Annotated in this window: 22 protein-coding genes and 1 pseudogene; 13 read left to right on the top strand and 10 right to left on the bottom strand. The window is 57.5% G+C overall.

Annotation, left to right across the window (positions count from 1 at the left end; all coding sequences use genetic code 11):
* Positions 1 to 43: 43 nt before the first annotated feature.
* Both OOZ53_RS20870 and OOZ53_RS20865 read left to right on the top strand, forming a co-directional pair.
* Positions 44 to 1,360 carry an aspartate aminotransferase family protein gene (locus OOZ53_RS20870; protein WP_271091671.1) on the top strand — a complete coding sequence of 439 codons (1,317 nt, stop codon included), beginning with the start codon at positions 44 to 46 and terminating at the stop codon, positions 1,358 to 1,360.
* A 161-nt stretch (positions 1,361 to 1,521) separates the two neighbouring features.
* The gene (locus tag OOZ53_RS20865; protein WP_271091670.1) at positions 1,522 to 3,258 is read left to right on the top strand and encodes an acetolactate synthase catalytic subunit; all 1,737 of its coding nucleotides are present in this window, start codon (positions 1,522 to 1,524) and stop codon (positions 3,256 to 3,258) included.
* A gap of 407 nt (positions 3,259 to 3,665) precedes the next feature.
* On the opposite strand, the gene OOZ53_RS20860 is transcribed toward OOZ53_RS20865, so the two are convergent.
* On the bottom strand, positions 3,666 to 4,130 hold the full coding sequence (locus tag OOZ53_RS20860) for a hypothetical protein (RefSeq protein ID WP_271091669.1): 465 nt from the start codon (positions 4,128 to 4,130) through the stop codon (positions 3,666 to 3,668).
* A complete protein-coding gene (locus OOZ53_RS20855; protein WP_271091668.1) occupies positions 4,081 to 5,184 on the bottom strand; it encodes a hypothetical protein in 1,104 nt (367 codons plus the stop codon). The genes OOZ53_RS20860 and OOZ53_RS20855 overlap by 50 nt, the downstream gene beginning before the upstream one ends.
* Positions 5,185 to 5,771: 587 nt before the next feature.
* On the opposite strand from OOZ53_RS20855, the pseudogene OOZ53_RS20850 reads away from it, so the two are divergent.
* A pseudogene (locus OOZ53_RS20850) lies at positions 5,772 to 7,397 on the top strand (ISL3 family transposase).
* Positions 7,398 to 7,493: 96 nt separating this feature from the next.
* Here OOZ53_RS20850 and OOZ53_RS20845 read toward each other — a convergent pair.
* From OOZ53_RS20845 to OOZ53_RS20820, 6 genes are all read right to left on the bottom strand, one after another.
* Positions 7,494 to 8,588, bottom strand: a complete 1,095-nt coding sequence (locus OOZ53_RS20845) for an alanine racemase (RefSeq protein WP_271091667.1) — start codon at positions 8,586 to 8,588, stop codon at positions 7,494 to 7,496.
* On the bottom strand, positions 8,585 to 9,238 hold the full coding sequence (locus OOZ53_RS20840) for a TetR/AcrR family transcriptional regulator (RefSeq protein ID WP_271091666.1): 654 nt from the start codon (positions 9,236 to 9,238) through the stop codon (positions 8,585 to 8,587). Before OOZ53_RS20840 ends, OOZ53_RS20845 begins: the two co-directional genes overlap by 4 nt.
* 13 nt (positions 9,239 to 9,251) lie before the next feature.
* Positions 9,252 to 10,325 (bottom strand): ABC transporter ATP-binding protein, encoded by a 1,074-nt coding sequence (locus OOZ53_RS20835; RefSeq protein WP_271091665.1) that lies wholly within the window; start codon positions 10,323 to 10,325, stop codon positions 9,252 to 9,254.
* Positions 10,326 to 11,156 (bottom strand): carbohydrate ABC transporter permease, encoded by an 831-nt coding sequence (locus tag OOZ53_RS20830; protein WP_271091664.1) that lies wholly within the window; start codon positions 11,154 to 11,156, stop codon positions 10,326 to 10,328.
* On the bottom strand, positions 11,153 to 12,085 hold the full coding sequence (locus tag OOZ53_RS20825; RefSeq protein WP_271091663.1) for a carbohydrate ABC transporter permease: 933 nt from the start codon (positions 12,083 to 12,085) through the stop codon (positions 11,153 to 11,155). The genes OOZ53_RS20830 and OOZ53_RS20825 overlap by 4 nt, the downstream gene beginning before the upstream one ends.
* Positions 12,086 to 12,217: 132 nt before the next feature.
* Positions 12,218 to 13,468, bottom strand: a complete 1,251-nt coding sequence (locus OOZ53_RS20820) for an ABC transporter substrate-binding protein (protein ID WP_271091662.1) — start codon at positions 13,466 to 13,468, stop codon at positions 12,218 to 12,220.
* A 214-nt stretch (positions 13,469 to 13,682) separates the two neighbouring features.
* On the opposite strand from OOZ53_RS20820, the gene OOZ53_RS20815 reads away from it, so the two are divergent.
* Genes OOZ53_RS20815 through OOZ53_RS20805 form a run of 3 tightly spaced genes read left to right on the top strand, consistent with a single transcriptional unit; the run spans position 13,683 to position 16,811 of the window.
* Positions 13,683 to 14,867: an amidohydrolase/deacetylase family metallohydrolase gene (locus OOZ53_RS20815; protein WP_271091661.1), complete on the top strand. Its 1,185-nt coding sequence runs from the start codon at positions 13,683 to 13,685 to the stop codon at positions 14,865 to 14,867.
* On the top strand, positions 14,857 to 16,305 hold the full coding sequence (locus tag OOZ53_RS20810) for an aldehyde dehydrogenase family protein (protein WP_271091660.1): 1,449 nt from the start codon (positions 14,857 to 14,859) through the stop codon (positions 16,303 to 16,305). Before OOZ53_RS20815 ends, OOZ53_RS20810 begins: the two co-directional genes overlap by 11 nt.
* A 17-nt stretch (positions 16,306 to 16,322) precedes the next feature.
* Entirely contained in the window at positions 16,323 to 16,811 is a 489-nt protein-coding gene (locus tag OOZ53_RS20805; RefSeq protein ID WP_271091659.1) for a RidA family protein, read from the top strand.
* Between the two features lie 44 nt (positions 16,812 to 16,855).
* Here OOZ53_RS20805 and OOZ53_RS20800 read toward each other — a convergent pair whose 3' ends face one another.
* Positions 16,856 to 17,635 (bottom strand): DNA-binding transcriptional regulator, encoded by a 780-nt coding sequence (locus tag OOZ53_RS20800; RefSeq protein WP_271091658.1) that lies wholly within the window; start codon positions 17,633 to 17,635, stop codon positions 16,856 to 16,858.
* 113 nt (positions 17,636 to 17,748) lie between these two features.
* Here OOZ53_RS20800 and OOZ53_RS20795 point away from each other — a divergent pair, with 113 nt between their 5' ends.
* From OOZ53_RS20795 to OOZ53_RS20785, 3 genes are read left to right on the top strand one after another with little or no spacing between them, the layout of a single operon-like run.
* A complete protein-coding gene (locus OOZ53_RS20795; RefSeq protein ID WP_271091657.1) occupies positions 17,749 to 18,756 on the top strand; it encodes a VOC family protein in 1,008 nt (335 codons plus the stop codon).
* Positions 18,757 to 18,762: 6 nt separating this feature from the next.
* Positions 18,763 to 19,755 (top strand): fumarylacetoacetate hydrolase family protein, encoded by a 993-nt coding sequence (locus OOZ53_RS20790; protein ID WP_271091656.1) that lies wholly within the window; start codon positions 18,763 to 18,765, stop codon positions 19,753 to 19,755.
* A complete protein-coding gene (locus OOZ53_RS20785; protein WP_271091655.1) occupies positions 19,755 to 20,144 on the top strand; it encodes a RidA family protein in 390 nt (129 codons plus the stop codon). The genes OOZ53_RS20790 and OOZ53_RS20785 overlap by 1 nt, the downstream gene beginning before the upstream one ends.
* Positions 20,145 to 20,328: 184 nt before the next feature.
* On the opposite strand, the gene OOZ53_RS20780 is transcribed toward OOZ53_RS20785, so the two are convergent.
* Positions 20,329 to 21,258: a LysR family transcriptional regulator gene (locus tag OOZ53_RS20780; protein WP_271091654.1), complete on the bottom strand. Its 930-nt coding sequence runs from the start codon at positions 21,256 to 21,258 to the stop codon at positions 20,329 to 20,331.
* A gap of 98 nt (positions 21,259 to 21,356) precedes the next feature.
* Here OOZ53_RS20780 and OOZ53_RS20775 point away from each other — a divergent pair, with 98 nt between their 5' ends.
* From OOZ53_RS20775 to OOZ53_RS20760, 4 genes are read left to right on the top strand one after another with little or no spacing between them, the layout of a single operon-like run.
* The gene (locus OOZ53_RS20775) at positions 21,357 to 22,430 is read left to right on the top strand and encodes an ABC transporter ATP-binding protein (protein ID WP_271091653.1); all 1,074 of its coding nucleotides are present in this window, start codon (positions 21,357 to 21,359) and stop codon (positions 22,428 to 22,430) included.
* Positions 22,431 to 22,450: 20 nt separating this feature from the next.
* Positions 22,451 to 23,758, top strand: a complete 1,308-nt coding sequence (locus tag OOZ53_RS20770) for an extracellular solute-binding protein (RefSeq protein WP_271091652.1) — start codon at positions 22,451 to 22,453, stop codon at positions 23,756 to 23,758.
* Positions 23,759 to 23,817: 59 nt separating this feature from the next.
* Positions 23,818 to 24,702 (top strand): carbohydrate ABC transporter permease, encoded by an 885-nt coding sequence (locus OOZ53_RS20765; RefSeq protein WP_271091651.1) that lies wholly within the window; start codon positions 23,818 to 23,820, stop codon positions 24,700 to 24,702.
* Positions 24,703 to 24,704: 2 nt separating this feature from the next.
* Positions 24,705 to 25,532, top strand: coding sequence for a carbohydrate ABC transporter permease (locus OOZ53_RS20760; RefSeq protein WP_271091650.1), 828 nt, complete (start codon positions 24,705 to 24,707; stop codon positions 25,530 to 25,532).
* The last annotated feature ends 85 nt before the right edge of the window (positions 25,533 to 25,617 follow it).

The raw sequence follows: 25,617 nt of genomic DNA, 5'->3' as shown, positions 1-25,617 counted from the left end.
TTTTGATGTATCATATTTCATACGTCAAAAGAGGGTTAGTGCGTTGGTCGTTGCAACTGAAGTGTCGAGATCGTCAAGGAAACTGTTTGAAAGGGCCAAACGCGTCTTTCCCGGCGGAACGACGCGTACGACAATTATGTTCCGTGATCACCCGATTTACCTGAACAGGGGAGATGGTGCGCGAGTTTTTGACGAAGACGGTCATTCCTACATCGATTTTGCAAACAACTTCACAACACTCATTCATGGCCATTGTTTTGGCCCGGTGACAGAAGCGGCAATCGCACAGCTCAATTTGGGATCCTGTTTCGCCAATCCGACTTCATCGGAGATTGATCTGGCGGAACTGATTGTTAGCCGGGTTCCTTCTATCGATCAGATCAGATTTGTGAACACCGGGACCGAAGCCGTCATGTTTGCCATAAAGGCGGCCCGGGCGTTCACCGGTCGCCACAAGATAGCAAAGTTCGAGGGCGCCTATCACGGCGCATACGACTGGGCAGAGGTTTCCGAAACGACCACACCCGATGGGAACAATCTTAACCCGCCAGCCCGTGCCAACTATATCGGGATGCCGCCCTCCGTGACGTCGGAGGTCGTCGTTCTGCCGTTCAACGATCTTGAGCGGACCCGATCCATTCTGTCCGAGCAGGAATGCTCATTGGCCGCAATTGTGGTCGACACAATGCCGAGCCGTCCCGGCTTGATTCCGCTTAAGTCAGAATATGTCGAACTACTGAATGAGTACGCGCAGAAGAATGATACGCTCATTATCTCTGACGAAGTCCTCAATTTTCGCCTGGGTTATCACGGGGCCGCGCAACGATTTGGGTTGAGAGCGGACTTGACAACGCTCGGCAAGGTGATCGGAGGTGGAATGCCTATTGGTGCGATCGGCGGGCGAGAAGAGATCGTGTGGGTCTTTGATAGCTCTCGCGGCTCCGTTGTGCCTCAAGGTGGAACTTTTGCGGCAAACCCTGTCTCAATGGTGGCTGGACACGCGTCGCTTATTGCACTCGATCGACCGGCTTTCGAGCGGCTGGAGGTGCTTGGCGATTACGCGCGAAGATCTGTTGAAAGGCTCTCCCGCGATCTCGGATGCACGCTCAGTGCAACGGGCCTGGGTTCTCTTATCAGGCTTCATCCCAAAGCCCGTCCGCCCTCCACCTATGCTCAATACTTCCAGTCGCCGGCTGAAAAGCAGTTCATGCAGGACCTTCACTTTGCCCTGTTGGAGCGCGGCATACTCATCTCCAACACCGGGCTGATCGCATTGTCCACGCCAATGAATGAAAGCCACATCGATGCATTGACCGCGAAGTTGGAAGACGCAATCGTTTCGGAGGGACTTTTTCGGTAACAGCGGCGGTCAAGCATCGTGCGGCGGGATTTTTCAGCTCCCGTAGACCCGGGTAATTTTTCTGCCAATGGGCATGACGACATCGAACAACAAGCAATGAAATGGTGAGGGCCAATGGCAATGTTTCAGCGTGTCGGCCACCAACGAAAGACGTACCAATCATGACTCAACTAAAATCGATTATCGTCGCCGAGCGGATCGCGCATCTTTTGAGCGCCTACGGTGTAACAGAGATGTTCAGCCAAAGCCTGCCGAGCATGGTGGTTCTGGCTGCAGAAGACGCCGGAATCAGACAGATCACTTATCGAACCGAAAACGCCGCCGGCACGATGGCAGACGGCTTCGCGCGCATCTCGGGCAAGGTTGGCGTTGTCTGCGCGCAGAACGGGCCCGCCGCAACATTGCTGGTGCCTCCCCTGGCCGAAGCCTTGAAAGCGAGTATTCCGGTTATTGCGCTCGTTCAGGAAGTGCCGCGCGATCAGACAGACAAAAACGCCTTCCAGGAGTTCGACCATCAATCGCTTTTTGCATCTTGTACCAAATGGGCACGAACAGTTCGCTGCGCAGGCCGCATCGATGACTATATGCGCCAGGCCTTCACCGCGGCGACAAGCGGCAGGCCGGGGCCGGTCGCGCTTATGCTTCCGGCCGATTTGCTTCTGGAAAAGATCGATGCGACCGACATTGAGAGCTGCAGTTTGCTCGGAAGGTATCCGCTTGATCGCCCTTGTGCCGACACATTGAGGATCGAAGAAGCGGCTAAGCTTTTGGCCGAAGCGGAGCTGCCACTTGTTGTTGCCGGCGGCGGCGTCCACGGGGCTCAAGCGTGCCAGGAGTTGGCGCTACTACAGGAACTGGCGCATCTGCCGGTGGCAACGACGATGATGGGCAAGGGAGCTATTAATGAAACACACCCATTGAGCCTTGGACTTATTGGCAATGTCATGGGGAAGGGATCGATTGGCAAGCACACACGCGCCATTGTCGACAAAGCGGATGTCGTCTTTCTCATTGGCAACCGCACCAACCAGAACGGAACCGACAGCTGGCAGGTTTTTCCCAAAACCACGCCCTTCATTCATCTCGACATAGATGGTCAGGAGATCGGCCGAAACTACCATGCCCTCAGGCTTCAAGGCGATGCAAAGTGCACGCTCGGCGCCCTAATCGAAACGCTAAATAATTTCGACTTGGCGAAGCGCTCGGAGCAAAGGGTGGCCCTCGAGCGCATGATTGCGGTCGCAAGGGTGAGCCGAGCGTCGACCTCGCAGCCCTTGATCACATCCAACGCCATACCGATCCGGCCGGAACGGATCATGGCCGAGCTTGATCGCCTGCTTCCTGACAATGCGATTGTCTGCGCGGATGCCAGCTACTCTTCAGTGTGGGTAAACAGCTATCTGACGGCTCAAAGGCCGGGCATGAGATTTCTGACACCGCGCGGCTTGGCGGGGCTCGGATGGGGGCTGCCGCTGGCAATGGGGGCCAAGCTCGCCGCTCCGGATCAACCGGTTGTCTGTCTCGTCGGGGATGGTGGTTTCGGCCATGTCTGGTCGGAGCTTGAAACCCTTGTGCGAGAGGACATCGCCGTCACGATACTTGTGCTGAACAACGGGACACTGGGCTATCAGAAAGACGCCGAGCATGTTAAATTTGGCCGCCATACCGGTGCGTGTTATTTTGGCACCGTCGATCACGCGGCCGTCGCCGCCGCCTGCGCCTGTCCAAGCGCAATCGTCAAGAACCCAGAAGATTTGGAAGGTACCATTCAATCCGCACTGGCCTCGAATGGACCGACGCTGATTGACATTCAGACCGACCCCGCCGCCTATCCACCACTTACGATGTTCGATGGGACCCTCGAAAATGCGCGCGCTGCCGATCTGAAGGTGGCGTAATGTTAATGACAAAAGACCTTCAAGGGCGACTTCGATCCGCCGAACTGTTGATCGAAGCTGTCTTCATGGGTGGCAAAAGCTTCCAACCGAATGCCGAGTTCACGGCCGCGCAAATCGGGCGATAGGGCTTCAAAATTAGTAAAGGACAGTGTGGCGAAGTCACAATTCATAGGTTGGTTGTCTGGAGCTCCGGCAAATCCCGAAGGCTCTGCGGATCAAACATTGCAAGAAAAACATCCGTGTATGCTGCCGGTTCCGGATATTCTACTCGAGGATGTCGAGACCAGCCCAGAAACTTGGCAAGAAGAAAAAGCCCTAGCAGGTTGCGGCTCTGGAAGTGGCAATCTACAAAATTCTCCTCAAGCAACACGCAACGGTTTTTCACCAAAATCAGTCGGTTAATCCGCTCATTTCGCGAGAACTTGAGTCAGTATTTGCTGCAATGCGCTTTCATTTTCAGGCGTATGTAGCTTGGTTGAACCATCAGCATTTACAACCAGCAAAGTGCCGCGTGCGAGGTTGGTATTTTCAATCACTTGAACCGGGTCTTTTCGCAGATCAACAATTAATCCGCAGTATTTGTAGTTTTCCCACAACTCAAATGCCGTCTTGGCCAGGTACCCGATTGTTACAGCCGCCACCATAATTACCAACGGCGCAAATCCGGGATCAGGACTGTCACCATCCGGATTTTCATATTTATTGGCCGGGCCAAGCTCAACTCCTGGATCAATCTTCCGCAATCCATCGACTTCATTTTGCCCGACAATTAGAGCGACACTGACTTGTTTATCGTGGGATTGTGCAAAAACCAGTTTTGAGTTAATTAGCCACAAAGGCAGCGATACGGTAGCTGCTCCACCGGCGACCAATATCCTTCGCGATAGTTGCCAGTTCGTCATTTTCCGTTTCATCATATGCTCCTGTTCGCATGAACTGATTTATCATTGCCTGTAGTGGCCATTCTCCATCCGCAAACTGAACCAATGGAGGCATTGGGCCTCCGCCCATAAGTTCCTTCCGGTATTGTACATTCCCGCAGAGTGCAAAATAGCGGTTCAAATCGGCTCCATACTGCTTGGCCTGCTCTTCCAAGGTGTGCATTTTTGCGGCGTAATGGAGAAGTAAAGGATTGATTTGGCTTTGATTTGTTTCGTTCAACAAATCGGTCAAAACTGCTCTCGGTTCTGTAAAGCTCAACCCTTTCGTTTCAGCCGCCCGCATGACGTGAGATTGGATCGCAAGGAAATAAACTTCTTGCCGTTTTTCAAGATCTGGCGAGCCATAAATGCCATCTACAAGAGGGCGGATTGTTTTGACAGCTTCCGTATAAGCGATGACTGGATCGTCTGTTTGAAACGCAAAATAAACCACAATTGGGAACGTCAGAGCTGCAAAAAAGCTGTCCGTCCTGTTGTGCAGCATTCTGTAGGGATCGGAATAGAATGAATCCGATAACATGACTTCATCAAATGAGCCCCCCGACTGACTGGTGATAGGACTTGATGGTGACCGTTGAATTTTTCTGTCTCCAACATCAACCATACTGCGATTGATGTTTCGCCAATTCTTTACGTTGAAAACACCGAGGATACTGACGTCCCAATAAAGGGCGTGAGCTTCCAACAGATCATTGGGTTTCAGACCAGAGGTTTTGTCGCGCTGCTCAAGTTTGTCCTCAAATCTATTTTGAGACTGCGTGTTTCCAGAAGTTTCATAATCAATGAGCTGCCGCCACTCAGATAGGGCAGCTTTTACGAGAAAATTCATAGAAACTGTCTGCCAAAAGTGGGTCAACTCATGGATGAGAACCCTGAAGACTGGCTCATCAAAATAGCTGGGCCCCTCAAGATATCCAATGTCAAAATCGAAGCGATCAACGCTTAGTTTTATCGTTAGACTCGGCCGTACAAATGAACCGGCCACAGCTTGTTCTCCGGTATAATTAATTGTTGTTTGATAAATTCGATTTCGGAGTAAGAATTTCTCAAAATCAATCAAAGGCACAATATAATGAGGTGAGGGAAATTTTTAGAAAATGATTACAAATTTATAAATCTATTTAAATTCCATAAATGTTTGAATATTGAATGACAACTATCCATCATAGTCAATTCAGCATGTGGTTGCCAGTAACGATAGATACACATTAAGCCAGTGACTTGGATGTTCTATTGGATTAACTTGGATCGTCACGCTGCTGTATGGAAAAGTCCCTGCTGCTGTCGATGGTTGCGTGTCCCCGCAACCAAAATTAACCCGCTATCCCGATAGGATAGCGGTTTTTTTGTTTCTTGCTCACATGCTCTATTCGGGATTGGGTACCATATGGGTACCAACTGAAATCAAATTTGGGCTAATTGCCGACCGACCAGATTTCGTTCGGAGGTCCGGTGATGGACTGGAAAGTCCATTCATATTTTTCAATCACTTAAACGGTCACGTGTACAATTCTTGTGGTTCTTCTTCAAAGTGTGTGATTGTGGGACGCTTCCGTCGTATGACTTGAAGTCATGCGAACAAAATCAAAATGGTCGCCCGGCCCAAGGGTCAAAGTTCAGGGCATGACCTTCCAAGATGAAGAAAACTGGATTGTTTCGGTCGAAGCAAAACCGGTTGGTATCTGCCCGGATTGCGGCTGCCGAAGTCGTCATCGTCACGGTCAGCGCAACCGTCGATTTGCATATTTGCCAATCCAGGGGTGCCCGGTGAAGGTGACGCTGACGATTTTGCGTTGGCAGTGCAGGAACCGCAAATGCAGGCGGCGCACTTTCTCGGATCAGCTTCCAGCGATTGCGCCACCATATGCGCACCGAACGTCGAGGATGGCTGAAATCGTAGGTCTCGTGGGCCATGGCATGGGTGGTCGTCCGGCCGAAAGCCTGTTGCATCGGCTGGGGATGCCTGTCAGTGACAATACGATCCTGCGCTAATTGAAACAGAACGCGCCGAACTCTGTGCAAAACAACGACGTTCGCGTCCTCGGAATTGATGATTGGAACTGGCGAAGGTGCTCGCATTACGGAACGATCATGGTCGATCTCGAGAAACGATCTGTCGTCGATGTTCTGGATGATCGCAGTGTCAAAGGCGTGAAAGCGTGGCTGCAAGAACGGCCTTTCATCGAAGTCGCCAGCAGAGATTGCTGCGGTCTTTATTCTCAGGTTGCTAGAGAGGGTGCACCACAGGCTAAACAGGTAGCTGATCGTTTCCATCTGGTCCAAAACCTTCGGGCGGCGATCAAGGCGCAAATGAGCCTTTATGGGCACGCCAACGTGAGACCGGTCTTATCGGAAGACTCTATCGCCAGCACCAGAGCTTGTTTCCAACGTGCCCGTCTAGCACACAGACAATCGCGTCAGGAAATATTCGATACGCTACACTCTATGCGCCAACGGGGCCTCTCATACAGCGAAATCGCGAGAAGGACAGGGTATGGTCGTCGCAGCGTGACGAATTGGCTTACCTCAAGTGCACCTTGGGACCGAAAACGAGCCGCGTTGAAAACCACCTCTCCTCTATATTTTGAAGAATTTCTTACGGACTGTTGGAGGAACGGAAACCGCAACGGGCGTCATCTCTTTCATGATGTCAAGAACCGTGGCTACACAGGCAGTCGCTCCAATCTGGAACGGCTGTTGAAGGAATGGCGTAGCGCTCAGAACTCTCAATCCAATGAGGCGGCCCTCAAAGTCCGAGTGTCAGAGCCTGTCCGCGATCCTGATACCGGCCGCATGATCTCGTCCGTTATCGCAGCGGCTTTGTGCATCAAACCGCGGGGCAAGTTGACAGAAAGCCAGGCGAGAAAGGTCGAAGCGCTTAAACAAGGCTCCGCAGCCTTTGCCACGATGCGGAGTTTAGCCATGCGTTTCAACGGCATCTTGCGCAGCAGTAATGCGCGTTTTGTGGAAGAATGGATCGACGATGCAATCGAAACACAGCTTGTCGAAGTCGTACGGTTTGCCCGGATTTTGCACCGGGATCTCGAGGCCGTGAAGAATGCCATCGAACTTCCCTGGAGCAACGGACAAGCCGAAGGGCAGATCAACCGCCTCAAAACGCTAAAACGGGCCATGTACGGACGCGCCGGGCCAGAATTGATGCGGGCGAGAATGATGCCGCTCAATCACACACTTTGAAGAAGAACCCAATTAAATGCAAAGCAACAGTACGTCGGTCTGATGCCGTTGGAGATGAAGCGACTGAAACAGCTTGAGGATGAAAACCGGCTGGGACTACTGAACCGTGCCACGCGCCTCCACACGCTGCTCGCCGACCCAGTAATCGCCTCGCACGAACTGCACATGATCTGTCAGGTTTGAAACGACGCAGGCATGGTTGGGGATGATCGCGATATGATCGCCGACGGCCGGTGCGCCATCGGCAAATTCAATGTGCCCGTGCTCTTCGCTCAACGCGAAGATGTCGGCGTCCGACCGGTTCCTGACCATTCCAAAGCCCGACAGGCCGAACAGGTCCGAAGACAGTGATTTGCTGCCGGCATCGATGATGGCGCGTGTCGGCGTCGGCGTGCTGACGACGGTCGCATGGACCGTCAGCGCGCAATCGGACACCGAAGCGCCGCCCATCGAAACCAGCGCGCGGTCGTTGTAGATGTAGCTTCCCGCGCGGTATTCGGTCACGTTTGCGTCAGGTGCGAATTTGACCATGTCGGGCGAGCCGCCGGTCGACAGCACGCGTGGGTCAAGCCCGGCCTGCAGCGCGGCATCCTTGCAGGCGGCAAGAAAGGTCAGCGCGTCCTGCCAATGATCCGGCGCCGGATAGATCATGAAACCGTCAAACCGGAGGCCGGCGGCGCGGTCCACCTTGCGCGCATGGTCCATGGCATGTTCGACCGTGGGTACGCCGCAGCGCTTCAAGGCGCCGTCGAGTTCGACCAGCACGCCCAACCGGTCGGGGGTGCCCGAGAATGCGGAGCTCAGGCCGTCGATGACGGTAGCGTTGTCGGCGACCGTTCTCAGCCGCACGCGCTCGGCCAGGGCGCGCAGCCGCTGCAGCTTCGTGCGGCCCAGAATGTTGAAGGAAATCAGTATGTCGTCGAGACCGGCATCCGCCATGATTTCGGCTTCCGACACCTTCTGGGCGGTGATGCCGCAAGCGCCGAGTTCAAGCTGTGCCCGGGCCAGGGCGGGAATCTTGTGCGTCTTGATATGCGGGCGGAAATCGACACTGGCCGATGCCGCGAATTCGGCGCCGCGCCGCAGATTGCGTTCGACGATGTCGAGGTCGACGACCACCGCCGGCGTGTCGAGCTGGTCGCGCCAGCGGATCGTCGTCGCCGGAAAACCGGCCAGGACGGAACCGGTCAAGTGTCCGGTTCCTTGTTGCGCAAAAAGCCCAGTACGAGTTCCTTTATGTGCTGCTTGCGCGCCGCGATCGCCTTCTCGTCGCCGAGCGCCTTGTCGAAAACCACGCTCAGCGTGTGCATGTTGGACAGGTAGAAATAGCCCAGCGCGACAATCGAGATATAGAGTTCGGTGGAATCCACATTGGGCCGGAATATGCCTTGCTGCGCTCCTTTTTTCAGCAGCGCGTCGAGGCTGGCTCTGAGAGGCTCGAAGGATTTGCGGACATCCTCGGATTTCCGCAGGTGCTGCGCCTTCATCAGGTTTTCCGCATTGATCAGGATGATGAAATCCGGATTGTTGGCGAAGTAGTCGAATGTGTGCTCGATAAGCCGGATCACGCCCGCCTGCGGCTCGAACTCCTCGAGAAAGAGCTCCTTGTTCTCCTCGCTGAGCTCCTGGTACATTTGCACAAGAACCGAGCGGAAGAGTTCGTCCTTGGATTGAAAATGATGATAAATCAATCCCTTGGAATGTTTCGACTTGGCCGCGATCCTGTCGACCCGCGCGCCGTCGAATCCGGCGGACGCGAATTCCTTCCGGGCGGCCTTCAGTATGATCTTCGATTTTTTTTCCGGGTCTCTCGTGACAGGACGCGCCGCGGGTTTTGGCATATCGTGCTCGCTTCTAGTTCAGTCTCTGGCCGCTATTGCTGTCGAAAACGTGCATGTTCCGGCTATCGAACTCAAGGTTGACCGCATCACCCGCATTGACCTCGAGCCGGTCCCGGGTCTGGACGGTAAAGTCGATCCCGGCCAGTTTCAACAGCAGGTTGGTCTCGCATCCGGTCTGTTCGACCAGCTCGACCCTGGCGTTGCCGTCAGTTGATGCCGCCGAAACCGGAATGTGCTGGGGCCGCAGCCCCACGGTGACGATGGCGCCCGCCTGGCTCTCCATACCCTCCGGGAGTGCGACCGGGGAGGGGCCGATATGCGTATGTGGTTTTCCCTGCTCATTCAGTTCGACTTTGCCTTCGAAGAAATTCATCGCCGGCGCCCCGATGAAGCCTGCAACGAATCGCGTCCGGGGCCGGTCGAACAGTTCCAGAGGCGTCCCGACCTGTTCGACGCGGCCCGCATTCATGACGACGATGCGGTCGGCAAGCGTCATGGCCTCGATCTGGTCATGGGTCACATAGACCGAGGTCGCGCCCAGCGACTGGTGCAGTTGCTTGATCTCGGCGCGCATATGGGTTCGCAACTTCGCGTCCAGATTGGACAGGGGTTCGTCGAACAGGAAGGCCTTCGGATGTCTGACGATGGCGCGGCCCATGGCGACGCGCTGCCGCTGTCCGCCGGACAGGCTTTTGGGCAAACGGTCGAGATAGTCCTCCAGATGAAGAATTCTGGCGGCGTCCCCGACCTCCCGCTCTATTGCCGATTTCTGCTTGCCGCGCAGCGACAGGGAGAAGGCCATGTTTTCCGCGACGGTCATGTGCGGGTAGAGCGCGTAGGACTGAAAGACCATCGCAAGGTCGCGCTTTTGCGGGCTGACGTCGTTCATGCGGGTTCCGTCGATGTGCAGATCGCCGGCGGTGATATCCTCAAGGCCTGCGATCATCCGCAGCAGTGTCGATTTTCCGCAGCCCGAGGGCCCGACAAGCACCACGAATTCCTCATCCGCGATATCGAGATCGATCCCGTGCAATACTTGGACGCTGCCGTATGACTTGGTGAGATTCCTGATCGCTATGGACGACATTTACTTTACTCCTCCAAGCGAGAGACCGCGGATCAAATAGCTCTGGATCGATGCGAAGACGATCGCCACCGGCACGGTGGCGACCAGGGTCGCCGCCATGATGATGTTCCATTCCGTCTCATAGAGGGTTCCCGTGAGGAACGCGATTTTCACCGGTGCTGTCTGCAGGGACCCTTCCCGAAGGATCGTCAGCGACATGGCATATTCGTTCCAGCTGTTGACGAAGGTGAACAGCGATGTCACGGCAATGCCGGGCAGGCACAGCGGCAGGAACACCCGGCGGAAGGATTTCAGGCGGCTGGCGCCGTCCATCCAGGCAGCTTCTTCCAGGTCCTTCGGGATGGTGTCGAAATAGCTCTGCAGCATCCAGACGGCGAAAGCCATGTAGAAGGCGCTGTGGGCGAAGACCAGCGCGTTGAGATCGTTGATCATTCCCAGATAAGCGAAGAGACGGAACAGGCCGACGATCAGCACGATCGGGGAGATCAGCTGCGTTACCAGAAGATAGGTCCTGAACGTGCCTTTCCCGGGTACTCGCAGGCGCGAGAGCGCATAGGCCGCGGGCAGCGCCACCGCCAGCGAGACCAGCGTCGCGCCAAAGCTGATATAGAGCGAGTTCAACAGTGCACGGCCGAAGCCGCGGTTTGCGAAAAGTTCGATAAAGTTTCCGAAATAAAGGCTGTCCGGCAGCCATGTCGTCTCGAACTGGAAGATCTCGTCCTTGCGCTTGAGCGCCGTCGACAGCATGGTCGCGTAGGGGAACAGAACCACGATCAGAAGCGGCGACAGGCCGAGCCAGCACAAGGCGGAACGTTTTGCTTTGCGTGTCATTGGCCAGCCGCCCCGCGCTGGCGGGTCATGAACAGGTAAAGCACCGAAAACCCGAGAAGGACAAGGAACATCAGCACCGACGCGGCTGCTGCGACATCCAGCTTTCCGAAGGCGAAGGCCTGTTTGTAGACATAGGTGATCAGAATGTCTGTACCGTTCGCGGGGCCGCCATTGGTCATGATCCAGATGATGGGAAAAGAATTGAAGACATAGATCACGTTGAGGACGATCGCGATCTGGAGGAAGGGCCGCAACATCGGCAAGGTGATGCGGGTGAGGCTTTGCCACCGTGTCGCGCCGTCCATCGCGGCCGCTTCGTATAACGTCACGGGGATCGATGTCAGCCCGCCGAGGAAGATGGTGACGGTAAAGGGGATCGACACCAGAATTCCCACGAGAATCTCAATGGTGAAGGCGCTGGCCGCCGTGGCGAGCCACGGGTGGTTGTTGAACGGCAGGCCAAGCTGCGTCAGTGCGAGGTTGAGCGTTCCGAAATCGCCATTGACGACAAACCGCCAGACAAGCGCCGTCATGGCAAGGGAAACAGCCCAGGGCAGGAGTACGATCGTGCGCGCGATGGAGCGTCCGTGAAAATCCTCGTTCAGGATAATGGCGACGGGAATGGCGATCAGAACGGTGCCGCCGACGACAGCGACGGTCCAGATCAGTGTCTGGTAGCTGGACTGGATGAAAATGGGGTCCTGGAAGACTTTGAGGAAATTGCCAAGCCCTTCGAAGCCGCGGATCTTTCCGAAGCGATTGACGTCGCTGACGGCCATGCGCATGACCTCGAAGATCGGGTAGCCGATGATTGTCAGCGACAGCAGGACGCTCGGCAGGATGAAGACCAGATTTGTCAGGTTACGCCCGATGCGGGCACCGGATTGCGGTCTGGAAGCTTGCGCTGGTGTCGTCTGGGTCATTTCCATTTGTGTCGTCTGGTTTTCGGACCCGTTGGACCGGTGGTGAAGCGGTCAACTTTAGACACAGGCTCGATCGCCTGCAAAAACCGCCCGGCAATTTGAGCTCGTCAAGTTGCCGGGCGAAGGTGGTGCGGAGGACTATTCGTCCAGCAGGGCGTTCATCTTGTCCGCAGCGGATGTCAGTGCCGCGGCCGGATCTTCATCACCCGAATAGGATTTGGCAAGCGCCGATTTCAGGCTCTCGGCCATCTCTTCCCATTGCGGGACGAGCGGTGCGAATTTAGCGACCGGCGACATGTCGAGGAAGACGGCCATGTTCGGGTCTTCGGTGAAGTATGGCTCGTTCGCCATGGATTTCAGCACCGGAACGAAACCCTCATTCTTGCCGAAGGCCAACCGGTTTTCGTCGTTGAAGAAGAACTCCAGCACCTTCATCGCAGAATCCTTGACCTCGGAATCGGCCAGGATCGAGATCGTGTCGGTCACGCCATAGGTTGCGCGGTCCGTGGCGACCGGAATTTCGGCAATGCCGTATTCAAGGTCCGGCGCTTCTTCGGCCAGCTGCGCGTTCAGCCAGGGACCGGAAAGCACGATACCGAGCTTGCCGGCTGTAAAGAGGTTCTGAAGGTCCTCCCTGTTCGAACCAAGGACACCCGGCTGGGTCACGCCGGCCTCGATCAGGTCGATATAGTTCTGCGTCGCTGCGACGGCGGCCGGCGAGGCAAATCCGCTTCGTCCGTTCTCGTCCGTGATGTCGCCGCCATGGGTCCACAGGGAGTAGAACCAGTAGCCCTCGGTATCGAGGCCCGAACCCTGAACGCCGATGCCGTAGACTTCATCGTTCAGCGCCGAAATCTTCTTTGCGGCCTCAAGCGTCTCTTCCCATGTCGTGGGAACGTCGACACCGGCCTGTTCCAGCAGTTTCTTGTTGTAGAACATGCCGCGGGCCGACGCGGCGATCGGCAGGCCCCAGGTCTGTCCGTCGATCTTCTGCAGATCCAGGAAAGTGGGCACGAAGGTTTCCGCGAAGCCTTCGGACATCAGATCGTCGATCGGAGCCAGCGCCCCGTCAACAGCGAAGCCGGCCATCCACCGGGTCGCCATATGCGAGATATCCGGCGCCGTGCCGGCCGAGATATCGGTGATCAGCTGCTGCTGCATTTCCGGCCAGGGCAGATGTTCCACCACCACTTCGATTTCATCCTGGCTTGCGTTGAACTGTGCGGCCAGGTCCTTGAAAAACGGCCCGGTCTTCGTGCTGTACTCGGCAAAACGAACCCGGACAGTATCCTTGGCGAGTGCGGCCTGCGGTACGGAGGCAGCGAGCGTGGCTGCTCCCGCAGCCACAAGAATGCCGGCCCATAATCCTCTTATGTTTCTTTTAGGCATTGGTGTCGTCTCCTGTTGGTTTCGACGGCCCGCCAGCCGTCACAAGACGAGGCGATTCCTAGGTCAAAGTTATTTCGATGTCAATATTGACTGACTAGTCAGTAACTAGTAATTGACTGACTAGTCGGATTTTAACGAAGGGAAGGCCTCGATAACAGCGCCGCGATAAATTAGGATCACCCCAATTCGCAGCAGCTGGGAGCACATACCGGAGATGGCCAGGAACATATTGATTTCAGGCGGCGAGATTTTCGCTGACGGAAACGGCAAGGGATCGCGAGGCGATGTCCTGATAAGGGACGGCGTCGTCGCGCAAATCTCGACCGGTGACATGCCTGCCGCCGACGAAGTGATCGATGCTTCCGGGTGTGTCGTGGTTCCGGCGCTGACGGACATTCACGCCCATGTCTATTGGGGCGCGACATCACTCGGTGTGCGGCCTGAAATCGCGGCGCACAGATCGGGAACGGCGACCTTTGTCGATGCGGGCTCGGCTGGCGCCGCCAACATCCTGGGGTTCAAGGAGTTCATTCAGCACCCGAGCCCCTACAATATCCTGGCATATCTGAACATCTCGTACCCGGGCATCTATGGTTTTTCGTCCAGGCTCATGGTGGGCGAGGGCGAGAATCCGAAGCTTCTCAACGTCGAGGCATGTGTCAAGGCGGTTCGGGAGTTTGCCGACATCATCGTAGGAGTAAAAGTGCGGGCGGGCCGGCTGGCGGCCGGCGATAACGGCACCGAAGCCCTCAGGCTGGGGCTGGAAGCGGCCGAACAGGCGGGTCTGCCTCTCATGTGTCACGTCGACCTGGATCCGCCGCATATTGTCGACATTCTGAACAGTCTGCGTCCCGGCGATATCGTCACGCATTGCTGCCGTCCGGAACCCAACGCGCCCGTTGACGATGGACGTGTTCGCGACGCGGCCTGGAAAGCCAAGGAGCGTGGCGTCTTGTTCGACATCGGTCACGGCATGGGCGGTTTCAGCTTCGCGACCTGTCGCACGATGGTCGAGGCCGGTTTCGTGCCCGACCTTGTCAGTTCCGACATCCATTGCATGTCGGTCGACGGTCCCGCCTACGATGCCCTGACGACCATGAACAAGCTGCTGGCGCTTGGGGTCGAATTCGGCGCCGCCCTGGCGGCGACGACGTCCAGGCCGGCACAAATTATCGGGCGTCCGGAGCTCGGCCGCATCGCCGTTGGAGATGTTGCGAACATCGCGGTGCTTGTGCGGGATGGCGGGCGCTTTCCCATGGTCGACGTGACCGGAGAGGAAGTCACCTTTTCGCAGGCGCTGAGCTGCCGTCACCTGATTTCCCGCGGTGTCCCGCAAGCGCCGCACGACACCGACCATCCGCAACAGACCCGATCCGAGGCAACAGACCATGGGAATTGAGACCTACCGCAACTTCATCGACGGCGCCTGGTGCGACGCGCGCTCGCAGGAGACGTTCGAGACTTTCAATCCGGCCGACAATTCGACGCTGGGTCAGGTGGCGAAAAGCGACCGGGTCGATGCCCAGGCGGCCATCGAAGCGGCCCGCAAGGGGCATCGGGCACTTGCCGGCACCACCGCCTGGGAGCGCGCGGCCCTGTGCAACGCGGTCGCAGACGAGATGACACGCCGCCGCTCGGATCTCGCCGATATTCTGGCCCGCGAGCAGGGCAAGCCGCTGGTGACGGAAGCATTCGGGGAAGTCGACGCCGCCATCACAGGGTTTCGCGAAGCGGGCGAACTGATCAAATGGATGGAAGGGGAGTATATTCCGGTGGAGACCCCCGGGGTTCGCGCCATCAGTTTCCGCAAGGCGCGTGGCGTCTACGCGGTCGTCACGCCCTGGAACTTCCCGGTCAACATTCCGGTCGAGTATCTGGCGCCCTGCCTTGCCGCGGGCAATGGAGTCGTATGGGTGCCGGCGCCAACCACATCGGCTTGTGCCTCGGTGCTGATGGAGTGCATCGCCGCCGCCGGGCTGCCGGAAGGCGCGGTCAATCTCGTCCACGGGCCGGGCGATGTGGTCGGTGACGAGATCGTCGCAAATCCGGGAACCGACGGAATCGGCTTTACCGGCAGTCCGCGCACCGGTGAAATCATCGCCCGGCGCGGCGCGGGAAAACCGATGCTCCTGGAGCTGGGCGGCAACGGACCGGTGATCGTTCTGGACGATGCCGATCTCGACGGAGCCGCCGAGGCGGCGGCCTTCGGATGTTTCTTCAATGCGGGCCAGGTCTGTGCCGCAACGGGCCGCATCCTGACAACGCGCAACATCCATGAGGCGCTGGCGGAAAAACTCGCCGCCTGCGCCAAGGCGATCAAGGTCGGCAATCCGCTTGAGGAAACAACGACGATGGGGCCGCTGAACAATCCTTCCGTTGTCGAGAAGATTGCCGAACACGTGGCCGATGGTGTCCGCCGCGGCGGCACGCTGGTTGCCGGCGGAGAGGGCTTGCCCGAGCTCGGATCGGATCTTTTCTTCGAGCCGACCGTTATCGACAATGTGCCGGCCGACGCATTGTTGAACAACGCCGAAACCTTCGGGCCGGTCGCGCCGATTATTGTCTGCGAGGACGACGACGACCTGATCCGCGTTGCCAATTCGGCCGGGCACGGACTCGCCGCCGGTGTCTTTACCCGCGACCTGTCGCGCGCTTTCCGGTTCGGCGAGGAGATCGAAGCCGGTCTCGTCAATATCAACAATCCGAGCTGTTACTGGGAACTGCACCTGCCGTTCGGCGGAGCGCCGGGGAAAGCCAGCGGCATCGGCCGGCTGGGCGGCAAACATACGCTGCGCGCCGTCACCGAGGCCAAGACCATCACGTTCAACATTCGATAAAAAGAAGGAATGGCTGCATGTCCAAGATCGAAGCACGTCTCGCCGAAATGGGAATTGAACTTCCGCGTCCACCCAAGCCGGTGGCGAACTATCTGTGCGGCGTCGAGGTCGGGGATATCGCCTATATCTCCGGTACCGTCGGCACCAAGGTCGGTGAAGACGGCGAGGATTACAATCCGTATCCTGGACAGGCCGGCGAAATTTCCGTCGAGGATGCCTATCAGTCCGCACGCCTGACGGCCATCAATCACCTTTCGATGATCAAGCACGTCATCGGCGATCTCGACCGGCTGGTGCGGGTTGTCAAGATGATCGGTTACATCAACGCCAAGCCGGGCTTCAAGGACGCACCGCAGATCCTCAACGGCGCTTCGGATTTCTGGGTGGAGCTTCTGGGCGAAGAAAAGGGCACCCACGCACGTGCGGCGCTTTACCAGGATCAGCTCACGATCGATGCGCCCATCGAGATCGAGATGACTGTCCAGGTCACGCCTCGGGAAGGGTGAACGGGTTTGGTGGCGGCGCAACATCGCGCCGCTTCGGACGCAGGTCAGCCGCCCACAGACCCTTTGTGGCCGGAACTGTCCAGTGCCGCAATCTGCCGGGTGGCGATGGCGAGTTGTTTCACCAGTTCGTCGCGGCTTGACCTGACGCTGCGAAAGAATGTCAGGCCGACCGTCGAGACGACCCTTTTCCCGACCATGACGGGCATGGCGACGGTCGCCGTCTGGGGGTCGATCTCATGGTCGCGCACGGCAAAGCCGCGCTGCCGTACATTGTTCAGGATCGGTCGCATCCGCTCCTCAAGAGCGGATGCATCCATGCGGCTGTAGCCGTTTTTGACAAGCAGCTTCATCAATCGGTCCCGTTCCTCCTTCGGGCAAAACGCCAGATAGGCGCGTCCGTGCGCCCGCGACAGCAGTTCCAGTCGTTTTTGCAGCGTCGAATGGGTGTGCGACAGCGGACTTCGTGGGATCGTGCTCAGCCGAACCACCATGGCGTCGCCATCGAGGGTCGCCAGCGCCGCCGGCCATAAAACGCGGTCTGTGAGGTCCGAAAGGATCTTTTCGGCACGCTTGTAGATCACCGGAAAACCGTGGAAGCCGCCGCTCAGTTCGACGATCTTTTCGGTCAATGTATAGCCGACGCGCCGGCCGACATTTTTGACGTAACCCAAGCTCTCGAGCGTTTCGAGGATCCTAACAAGCGTCGGGGAGGGCAGTCCGGTTTCGTGGTGCAAGAGCTTCACTGTGCTGATCGAGCGCCGGTTGAGCTCACGCAGAACCAGCATGGTGCGCTCGACGGCCCTGATGTTCTCGAATGAAGCCATGATGATTCCGCATATACGTTAATTTCATAGATTGAAATAACAGACCGTGCGCGTCAATCGATCCGGCATTCCCGGCTAGGATTTCCGGCAACGCAGTTGTTCCGGAGCACATGATGTCCGTATTGACGCCAAATCCGAGCCCTCCATTCAACACGACACGGGTCAGCCATGTCGTTCTGACAAGCCGCGATCTCGACAGGACCCGGCATTTCTACGAGACGGGCCTCGGCCTCGAAGTGACCGCCCATGACGCCGATCGCCTGTGCCTGCGCGCGCTTGAGGAGACCGGCCACCACTCCTTGCTTTTCGAGAAGACGGATGCGGAAGGCCCTGGCCTGTGCCGTCGCATCGGCTACCGCGCCTACACGAATGACGATCTCAAACGTGCGCGGGACTATTTCCAGTCGCGCGGTAAGACGGCAGAGTTCGTGGAACGGCCCTATCAGGGCCCGACACTGCAGCTTTCCGATGGCGTCGGCGTGCCGATCGAGTTCTGCGCGACCATGGAGCAGGCGGAATCGCGAATGCAGCGGTTCCACATGCATGCGGGCGGAAAGCTGGCCTTCATGGACCATGTACAGATCGCCTGCCATGACGTGGCAGGCGCCTATGCCTGGTATTCCGACCTCGGCTTCCGTCTTTCCGAATACACCGCCAGGGACGGAACAGACGAGATGTGGGGCGTGTGGCTGAAACGCAAGAACAACACGCAGGACGTGGTTTTCGGCAATGGGGCCGGTCCGCGCCTGCACCATTTCGCCTTTCATACGCCGGAGGTCGGCAATGTGATCCATGCCGCTGACGTCATGGCGTCTCTCGGGCTGGCAGACACGATGGATCGCGCGCCCGGCCGCCACGGGATCGGCAATGCCTTCTTCATCTATTTCCGCGATCCGGACGGTCACCGTGTCGAGATCTTCACCAGCCACTACAATGTGATCGATGTTGATCACACGCCGAAGCGGTGGGATCTGAGCGATACCCGCCGGTCGCAGCTTTGGGGCTTCCCGGCGCCAAAGAAGTGGTTTTTCGAGGCTAGCGCGTTCGAAGGCGTTCCGGTCGAAAAGCCTCTGATGGACGCGACGCCCGTTACGCTTGAAGCATTCCTTGAAAGCTGGTGAGCGGCGATGAAGTTCGGAACCATTTATGAACACGGCGCCAGCGTAACCATCCTGCAAGGCAAGGATGGCAAGGCGCGAAGGCTTGCCGACGTCGCTTCGGCCGCGGGTGTTGCGTGTCCGGCCGGCATGCTGGACCTGGTCACCCGAAGCGGAACCGATGGGCTACTCCTTGCTGCCCTAACCGCAGCGGTCGATGCCGTTCGCGGCTTTGAAACGGCTGACCTCGACTGGGCGCCGCCGCTGCCCAACCCGTCGAAGATCCTCGGTGTCGCCTTCAACAACCGGGAGCTGATGAAGAAGGCCCACCGTGACCCCGGTGTGCCGAATTTTTTCCTCAAGCCGCCGTCAGCGCTGCAGGGACACGGCAAGCCGATTGTGGTCGATCCGCAATGGGGAGCGGTCATTCCGGAACCAGAGGTCTGTGCCGTGATCGGCAGGCGCGCCAAGCGTATCGGCGAGGCCGAAGCGCTTGATTATGTGTTCGGCTACCTCATTCACAATGATGTCACGTCGCACGGGCTGAAGTTCCAGAAAGACAGCATCGCCGTAACCTATGACCCGGACATGGCGCGCCCGGAATTCTACGGCTGGCGCAACCGCTCCGGTCCAGACGATACCGATGCCTATTATGTCTATCACACCCGGTCGAAGGGCACGGACACGTTCGGCCCCATGGGGCCCTGGATCACGACGCGGGACGAGGTTGCCGATCCGAATGACCTGACGGTGGTGGGAACCCTCGACGAGGAGGTCTTCACGCGCGACCACACCGGCAATTACCGTTTCAGCGTCGAGGCCTGCATTGCCGAGGCCAGCCGTTACTTCACCCTGGAGCCGGGCGATCTCATTTCCTTCGGCACGACGGGAAAGGGCGCCGGCCGTTTCCCGCGCGGGCACAAAAGCGTTCTGATCGGCGAGGAGCAGGGCACCATCGGCATCGCCATCGAGCCGCTTGGACTGTTGCGCAACCCGATCAAGCATCAGAAGGGAGGTGCGTGATGGTTCGCTCCATCGATCCGCCCGGCGTTCCGCGTCACAAGAATCCCATTCCGGCGGCCGCATTAAAGGGCGGTTTGCTCGCAAGCTCCGCCATTTCCGGGCTCGACGTCGAAACGGGCGCTTACCCGCAGGACAAGGCTGTCCAGGTCGCGCTGGCATTCGGCTATGTCGAAACGGTGCTCGATGCGGCCGGCTGCACACCGCAGGATGTGGTGAGGATGGACCTGTATTTTAACGACAAGGCGGACCGCCGGTTTGTCAATCCGCACTGGATCGCAATGTATCCGGATGAAACCGCGCGTCCGGCGCGTCATGCGCATATTGCCGAGCTTCCGCATGGTTGCTGCCTCCAGATAACGTTACTTGCCGTTACCGGAGACCGCACATAAATCTTGCGTACCGCGAAGGCGGTCGATCGCACGGCATCGGTCTGATGGGCGCAAGAGCGTTGGGTGGTGTCTCATTACCTGCCCTTGGCCTGGCGGGGAGCAGGTCAGGTGATATGTCGGGCGATTGCTAGGTTGAGCATTTTATCGAGGCAGCAAAGTGGGGCGGAAGGCACCTGACTGGTCGCTATGAAGGAATGCCGTCTTTTGTTTGGCGAACTTTTCTGGCCCGTTCCATTAGATCTTCAATTGGCGGCAATTCGGCGATACTCGAACGGACGGCTATCCCACTGATAACTTGGCCTGGCCCGAAAGGAATGGGAACCCTGGCAAGCCCATTTCGAGTGAGCTCGTGCTCGAGCGCGTCCACGGCAAAAATCAGGTGGTCGCTCTCTTTTGCGACCGACATCATCGCCGCCAAAGACATCAGTCTAAGCGAAAACAGCTGGGTCGGGATACCAAGCTTCCGCCCCCATTCGCTGACGTTTTTCTGTAGCTTGTTGTCGCTGGAGAATCCGATCCATGGGTAATTGACGAGGCTATCCAGGGGCGGTTGCGGTTCCTGCAGCATCGGATGGCCGAAACGGGCGTATACCTGCAGTTCCATGCTGAGCAGTCGCTCACAATGCAATCCGGGCCGGTCGAGCTCGTCAGAGAGGACACCGAAATAGACATCCAACGTACCATCGATCATTCGAGGCACAAGGTAGTCACCTGATCCCGTTACGATGTCGAGCCGAACTTGCGGGTTATCGGCGCAATACCCAGGAAGAAATGCCGGCAGAAGCCTCACGTTCCACACTGGTCCCGACCCGATGTGCAAGACGACGTTCTCAAGCGATGCAGCGCTATGCAATTCGGACGCGGCAAGGTCAAGCTCCCGTTCAATCCACCGGCAACGCCGCCGAAGGGCGTCCGCCGTCGGCATCGGCCGCAGCCCCTGCAACGTGCGTTCGAACAGTTTGACACCCAGGTCGGCTTCCAGTTGCGAGATGCTTTTAGACACCGCCGATTGAGTGAGTCCGATCAACGCGGCCGCGGCCGTGGTGCTGCACGTATCGTAGACGGCGGCGAACACATGGAGCTTGCGCGAAAGAAGAGCAGGGGCAGTCGTCATATTCATACCATTCTGAATTTTATGAATTTGATTTCTAGCTGCCCAACGCGTTTATGTCTAAACAACAATTTCGCGGGCTGCCCGCTGTGGAGGAACGGGTGAGTTCGGTAGAAATTCGGGAAGTGGTGAAGCGTTACGGTGAGGTCGAAGTCATCTCCGGCCTGTCGCTTTCGATTGAGAGAGGCGAATTCGTCGTTCTGCTGGGGCCTTCAGGCTGTGGCAAGTCCACGCTGTTGCGGATGATCGCGGGTCTTGAAGAGGTATCCGGAGGTGATATCGCCGTTGACGGCACGGTTGTCAACGACGTGCCTGCGCGCGATCGCGACGTTGCGATGGTGTTTCAGAACTACGCGCTTTACCCGCACATGAACGTGGCCGAGAACATGGGCTTTGCGCTCAAGATGCGCGGCACGGATACGCAGGAGATCGATCGGCGCGTCAACGAAGCGGCGGACATTCTGGGGCTTGGCGAGCTTCTTCATCGAAAGCCCCGCGCCTTGTCTGGCGGCCAACGCCAGAGGGTTGCCATGGGCCGCGCCATTGTCCGGGATCCGAAGGTCTTTCTGTTCGACGAACCCCTGTCCAACCTTGACGCAAAACTGCGCGCGCGAATGCGGGTCGAAATCGAACAGCTTCACCGCAGGCTGGGCGCGACCTCCATTTTCGTGACCCATGACCAGGTGGAAGCCATGACAATGGCGGACCGCATCGTACTGCTCAATGAGGGTGTCATTCAGCAGGTCGGCAAACCCACCGATCTTTATGACCGGCCCGATAATCTCTTCGTCGCCGAGTTTATCGGCGCACCGCAGATGAACCTGATTTCCGGCACTTTGCAATATGAGGGCGGGGATGCCCGGCTCGTCTTGCCCGGTGGGGATCAGGTCGAGTTGGGGCCGCTTGCCGGTGCTCCTGGTGAAGCGGTCGTCTGCGGCATCCGTCCGGAGCATCTGGATGTTGTAGCAGGCGGCGATGGCTCTGAAACCGTCGTGGCGACCGAGACACTCGGACACCAGGCAATCATTCACTGTGACGGCAGTTTGGGCCGTGTTGCCGCCCTTGTCGATCGTGCGCAGGACACCACGCTTGCGATTGACACCGCCGTCACCGTTACGCCCCGTGCGGGCCAGTTTCACCTGTTCAGCGAAAAGACCGGAAAACGGCTGAACTAACACCCTTGGAGGAGGACATTATGCGCAACTTTCTGAAATCCACGGCGGCGGCTGTGCTGCTGTTGGGAATGCCGACTGCGGCATTCGCAGAGGCGGATATTCAACTAATCATCAACCAGTCCCCCTGGTTCCCCGGATTTGAGGCCACCGTTGAAGCTTATGAAGAAGCAACGGGCAACACGATCAATATCGAGGCTGTGCCGTTCCCCGTGCTCCTCGAGAAATCGCGGAACTCGGTCCGTGCCGAAGAAGGCGTCTATGACCTGCTGACGATCAACGCGCTGGGCATTATTGAAATGTATGCTGGCGGCTTTCTCGAGGCCGTGTCCGACATCGACCCTGACTATAAGCTGAGGGGCGACATCTCCGACTTTGGCGGGTCTGTCTATTGGGATGAAGAGACCCGGTCCATCGGATCGGGCAAACTGATGGCCCTGCCGATGGCGGGCGTGATCCAACTGCTCTATTACCGTGCGGACCTCTACGAGGAAGCCGGCCTTGAAGTGCCGACGACCTGGGACGAGCTGATGGCCAATGCCAAGACCCTTCACAATCCGCCCGAACGGGTCGGCTTCACCGTGCGTGGATCGCGTCAGAACATCGGCTGGAACGCGATGCCGTACATCTACAGTCATGGCGGCAAGATCTTTGCCGACGAGGCCGCGGGCGACTATACCGTGACGTTCAACAGCCCCGAGGCGCTCAGCGCCTTTGAAACCTTCCTGAGCTTCGCCAATGACGTCGGCCCCGACGACCCAGGCACAACCGGTCAGGCCGAAATGATCCAGTTCATGGCAACGGGCCGCTCGGCGCACACGATCATGGTGAACGCGGCCTGGGCAGGTCTGGAGGACCCTGCCAAATCCATTGTCGCCGGAAAGGTGGGCGTGGCTGAGATCCCATCCGTCGAGGGCGGCGACCATTACTCATCAACCGGCCATTTCATCGGCGGAATACCGAAGAACATTCCGGACGAAAAGAAACAGGCTGCTTTGGCCTTCATGAAATGGCTGAACACCCCTGACGGTCAGCGCGCCATGGTCGAAAACGGCTCGGTCCCCGTCTCGACAGGCCTCAGCGCGTCTGATTTCGACGATGCCGAAAAGTATCGTTTCCTCGACGCCACGTCGCAGAACGCCAGGAACGCGCTGTTCTATGCTGCCGTTCCGGAGCGGAACGAGATCAACTCGATCATCGACCTGCACCTGAACCTTGCCGTCGTGGGTGAGATGACGGCAGCCGAAGCCCTCAACAAGGCGGCTGAGGAAATCCACGCGGTTATGGTACGCGAAGGATACAACACCGGGGCCCTTCCACCCTTGCAGTAACGCGCAATGGTCCTAGCATGGGCGGCTTGATCGGACCGCCCATCCAAAGAGTGCATGACATGATCGGCGATAGAAGTTGGAAAATTGTGTCCCTTGGCCCGCTGGCGACGCTTTTGGTGGTCTTCACCATGTTACCGGTGCTGCAGATTCTCTGGATGGTCTTCCACGAGCTGGAATGGTCGGACGGACAGGCGGTCACAACATTCGGAGGCCTGGGCAACATCCGCAAGTTTATCGCCGATCTGTTCTATTGGCCGGGGCTTTGGAACACGATTTACTTCGCGTTCTTTGCCGTGGTCATCCAGTTCATTATCGGTCTTTCGCTTGCGCTGGCGGTCGCGGGGATGAAAGGCTGGGTCAGGGTTGTGGCGATCTTTGTCATGCTCCTGCCCGTCGTGACACCGCCTATTGTAATCGGTGCGGTCTGGAACCTTCTCTACAATGCTGATTTCGGGGCGATAAACCTTTTCCTGTCCTCGGTCGGCCTGCCGAAACAAAACTGGATCTCCAGCCCTGACACAGCTCTTTGGGCAGTCATCATTGTCGATGTCTGGCATTGGACGCCTTTTGTGTTCCTGTTGCTGCTGACCGGGCGCGAGGGGTTGCCGGAAGAGGTCTACGAAGCGGCGGAACTGGATACACAAAACCGCTGGCAAATCCTGCGCCACATCACACTGCCACTGATGATGCCGGTCATCATCGCGACTTTGATCCTGCGCATGATCCTGTCGTTCAAGGTCTTTGACGAAATCTACCTGCTGACCTCCGGCGGCCCCGGGACCGCGACCGAAGTGGTCAGCCTTTCGATCCAGCGGGCCTATTTCGGTCAGGACGACGTGGGGTTGGGCTCGGTGATGTCGCTCTTTACGCTAAGCGTTGTCGCCGGTCTGGCGCTGGCCACGCTCTGGTTCCAGAGATACATGATCGGGCGGTCGGGGACATAACGATGGCACGATCCAACAACGCGTCCACCGCCGGCATTGTGCTCGTGATCGTTTACGGCACGTTGGTACTATTACCTTTCGCTTGGATCGTGTCGATCGCGTTCAAGACCCAGATTTCAATTCTAATGGGTCAGGTGATCTTCACACCGGTTTGGACCAATTTCGAGGAGTTGCTTTTCGGCAAATCCTCGAAATTCCTCCCGAGCCTGAAAAATTCGATTGTCGTTTCGGTGATTTCAACAGGGTTCGTCCTTGCCATCTCCTCGATGGCCGTCTTCACATTGTTCCGGTTGCGGGTCGGTCGCTGGGTGCAGTTCTTCTTGTTCACCTGGGCGATGATCTTTCACATCCTGCCGCCGATCACGTTCATCGGGATCTGGTTCGTCCAGCTATTGTCCATGGGCTTGTTCGACACATTGGCGGGCCTGATCCTGGCCGAAACGGTATTGCACCTGCCATTGGCGCTTTGGCTGATGTACAGTTTCATCCACGAAATACCGGAAGAGCTGCTTGAGTCCGGACGCCTCGACGGCTGCCGAGACGCCGACCTGTTTCGCCAGATCGTTCTGCCACTTATGCGCCCGGCAATGATTGCTGCTGGCGTCTTGGTCTTCATCTTCATCTGGAACGATTTCATTGTCGCTGCCAACCTGACCTCCAGTAACACCCAAACGGTACCGGTGACGATTTCAAGCTACGCGCAAGAGTACGATATCCGCTTCGGGGAAATGGCCGCTGGCTCGGTTTTGTCGATCATCCCGGCGCTCATCTTCGTTCTGGTCGGCCAGAAATACATCATTCGCGGTTTGCTCTCCGGCAGTCTCAAATAGTCTCGAGGTTCCCATGAAAGTCCTGTTCGTCCTGTTCGACTCGCTCAACCGCAACGCCCTGGGCGCCTACGGCGGAACGCGTATG

Origin of the sequence: Allohoeflea poritis (assembly GCF_027889715.1) — a bacterium.
Classification (GTDB): domain Bacteria; phylum Pseudomonadota; class Alphaproteobacteria; order Rhizobiales; family Rhizobiaceae; genus Hoeflea_A; species Hoeflea_A poritis.
This window is presented reverse-complemented; position numbering and strand designations above follow the sequence as displayed.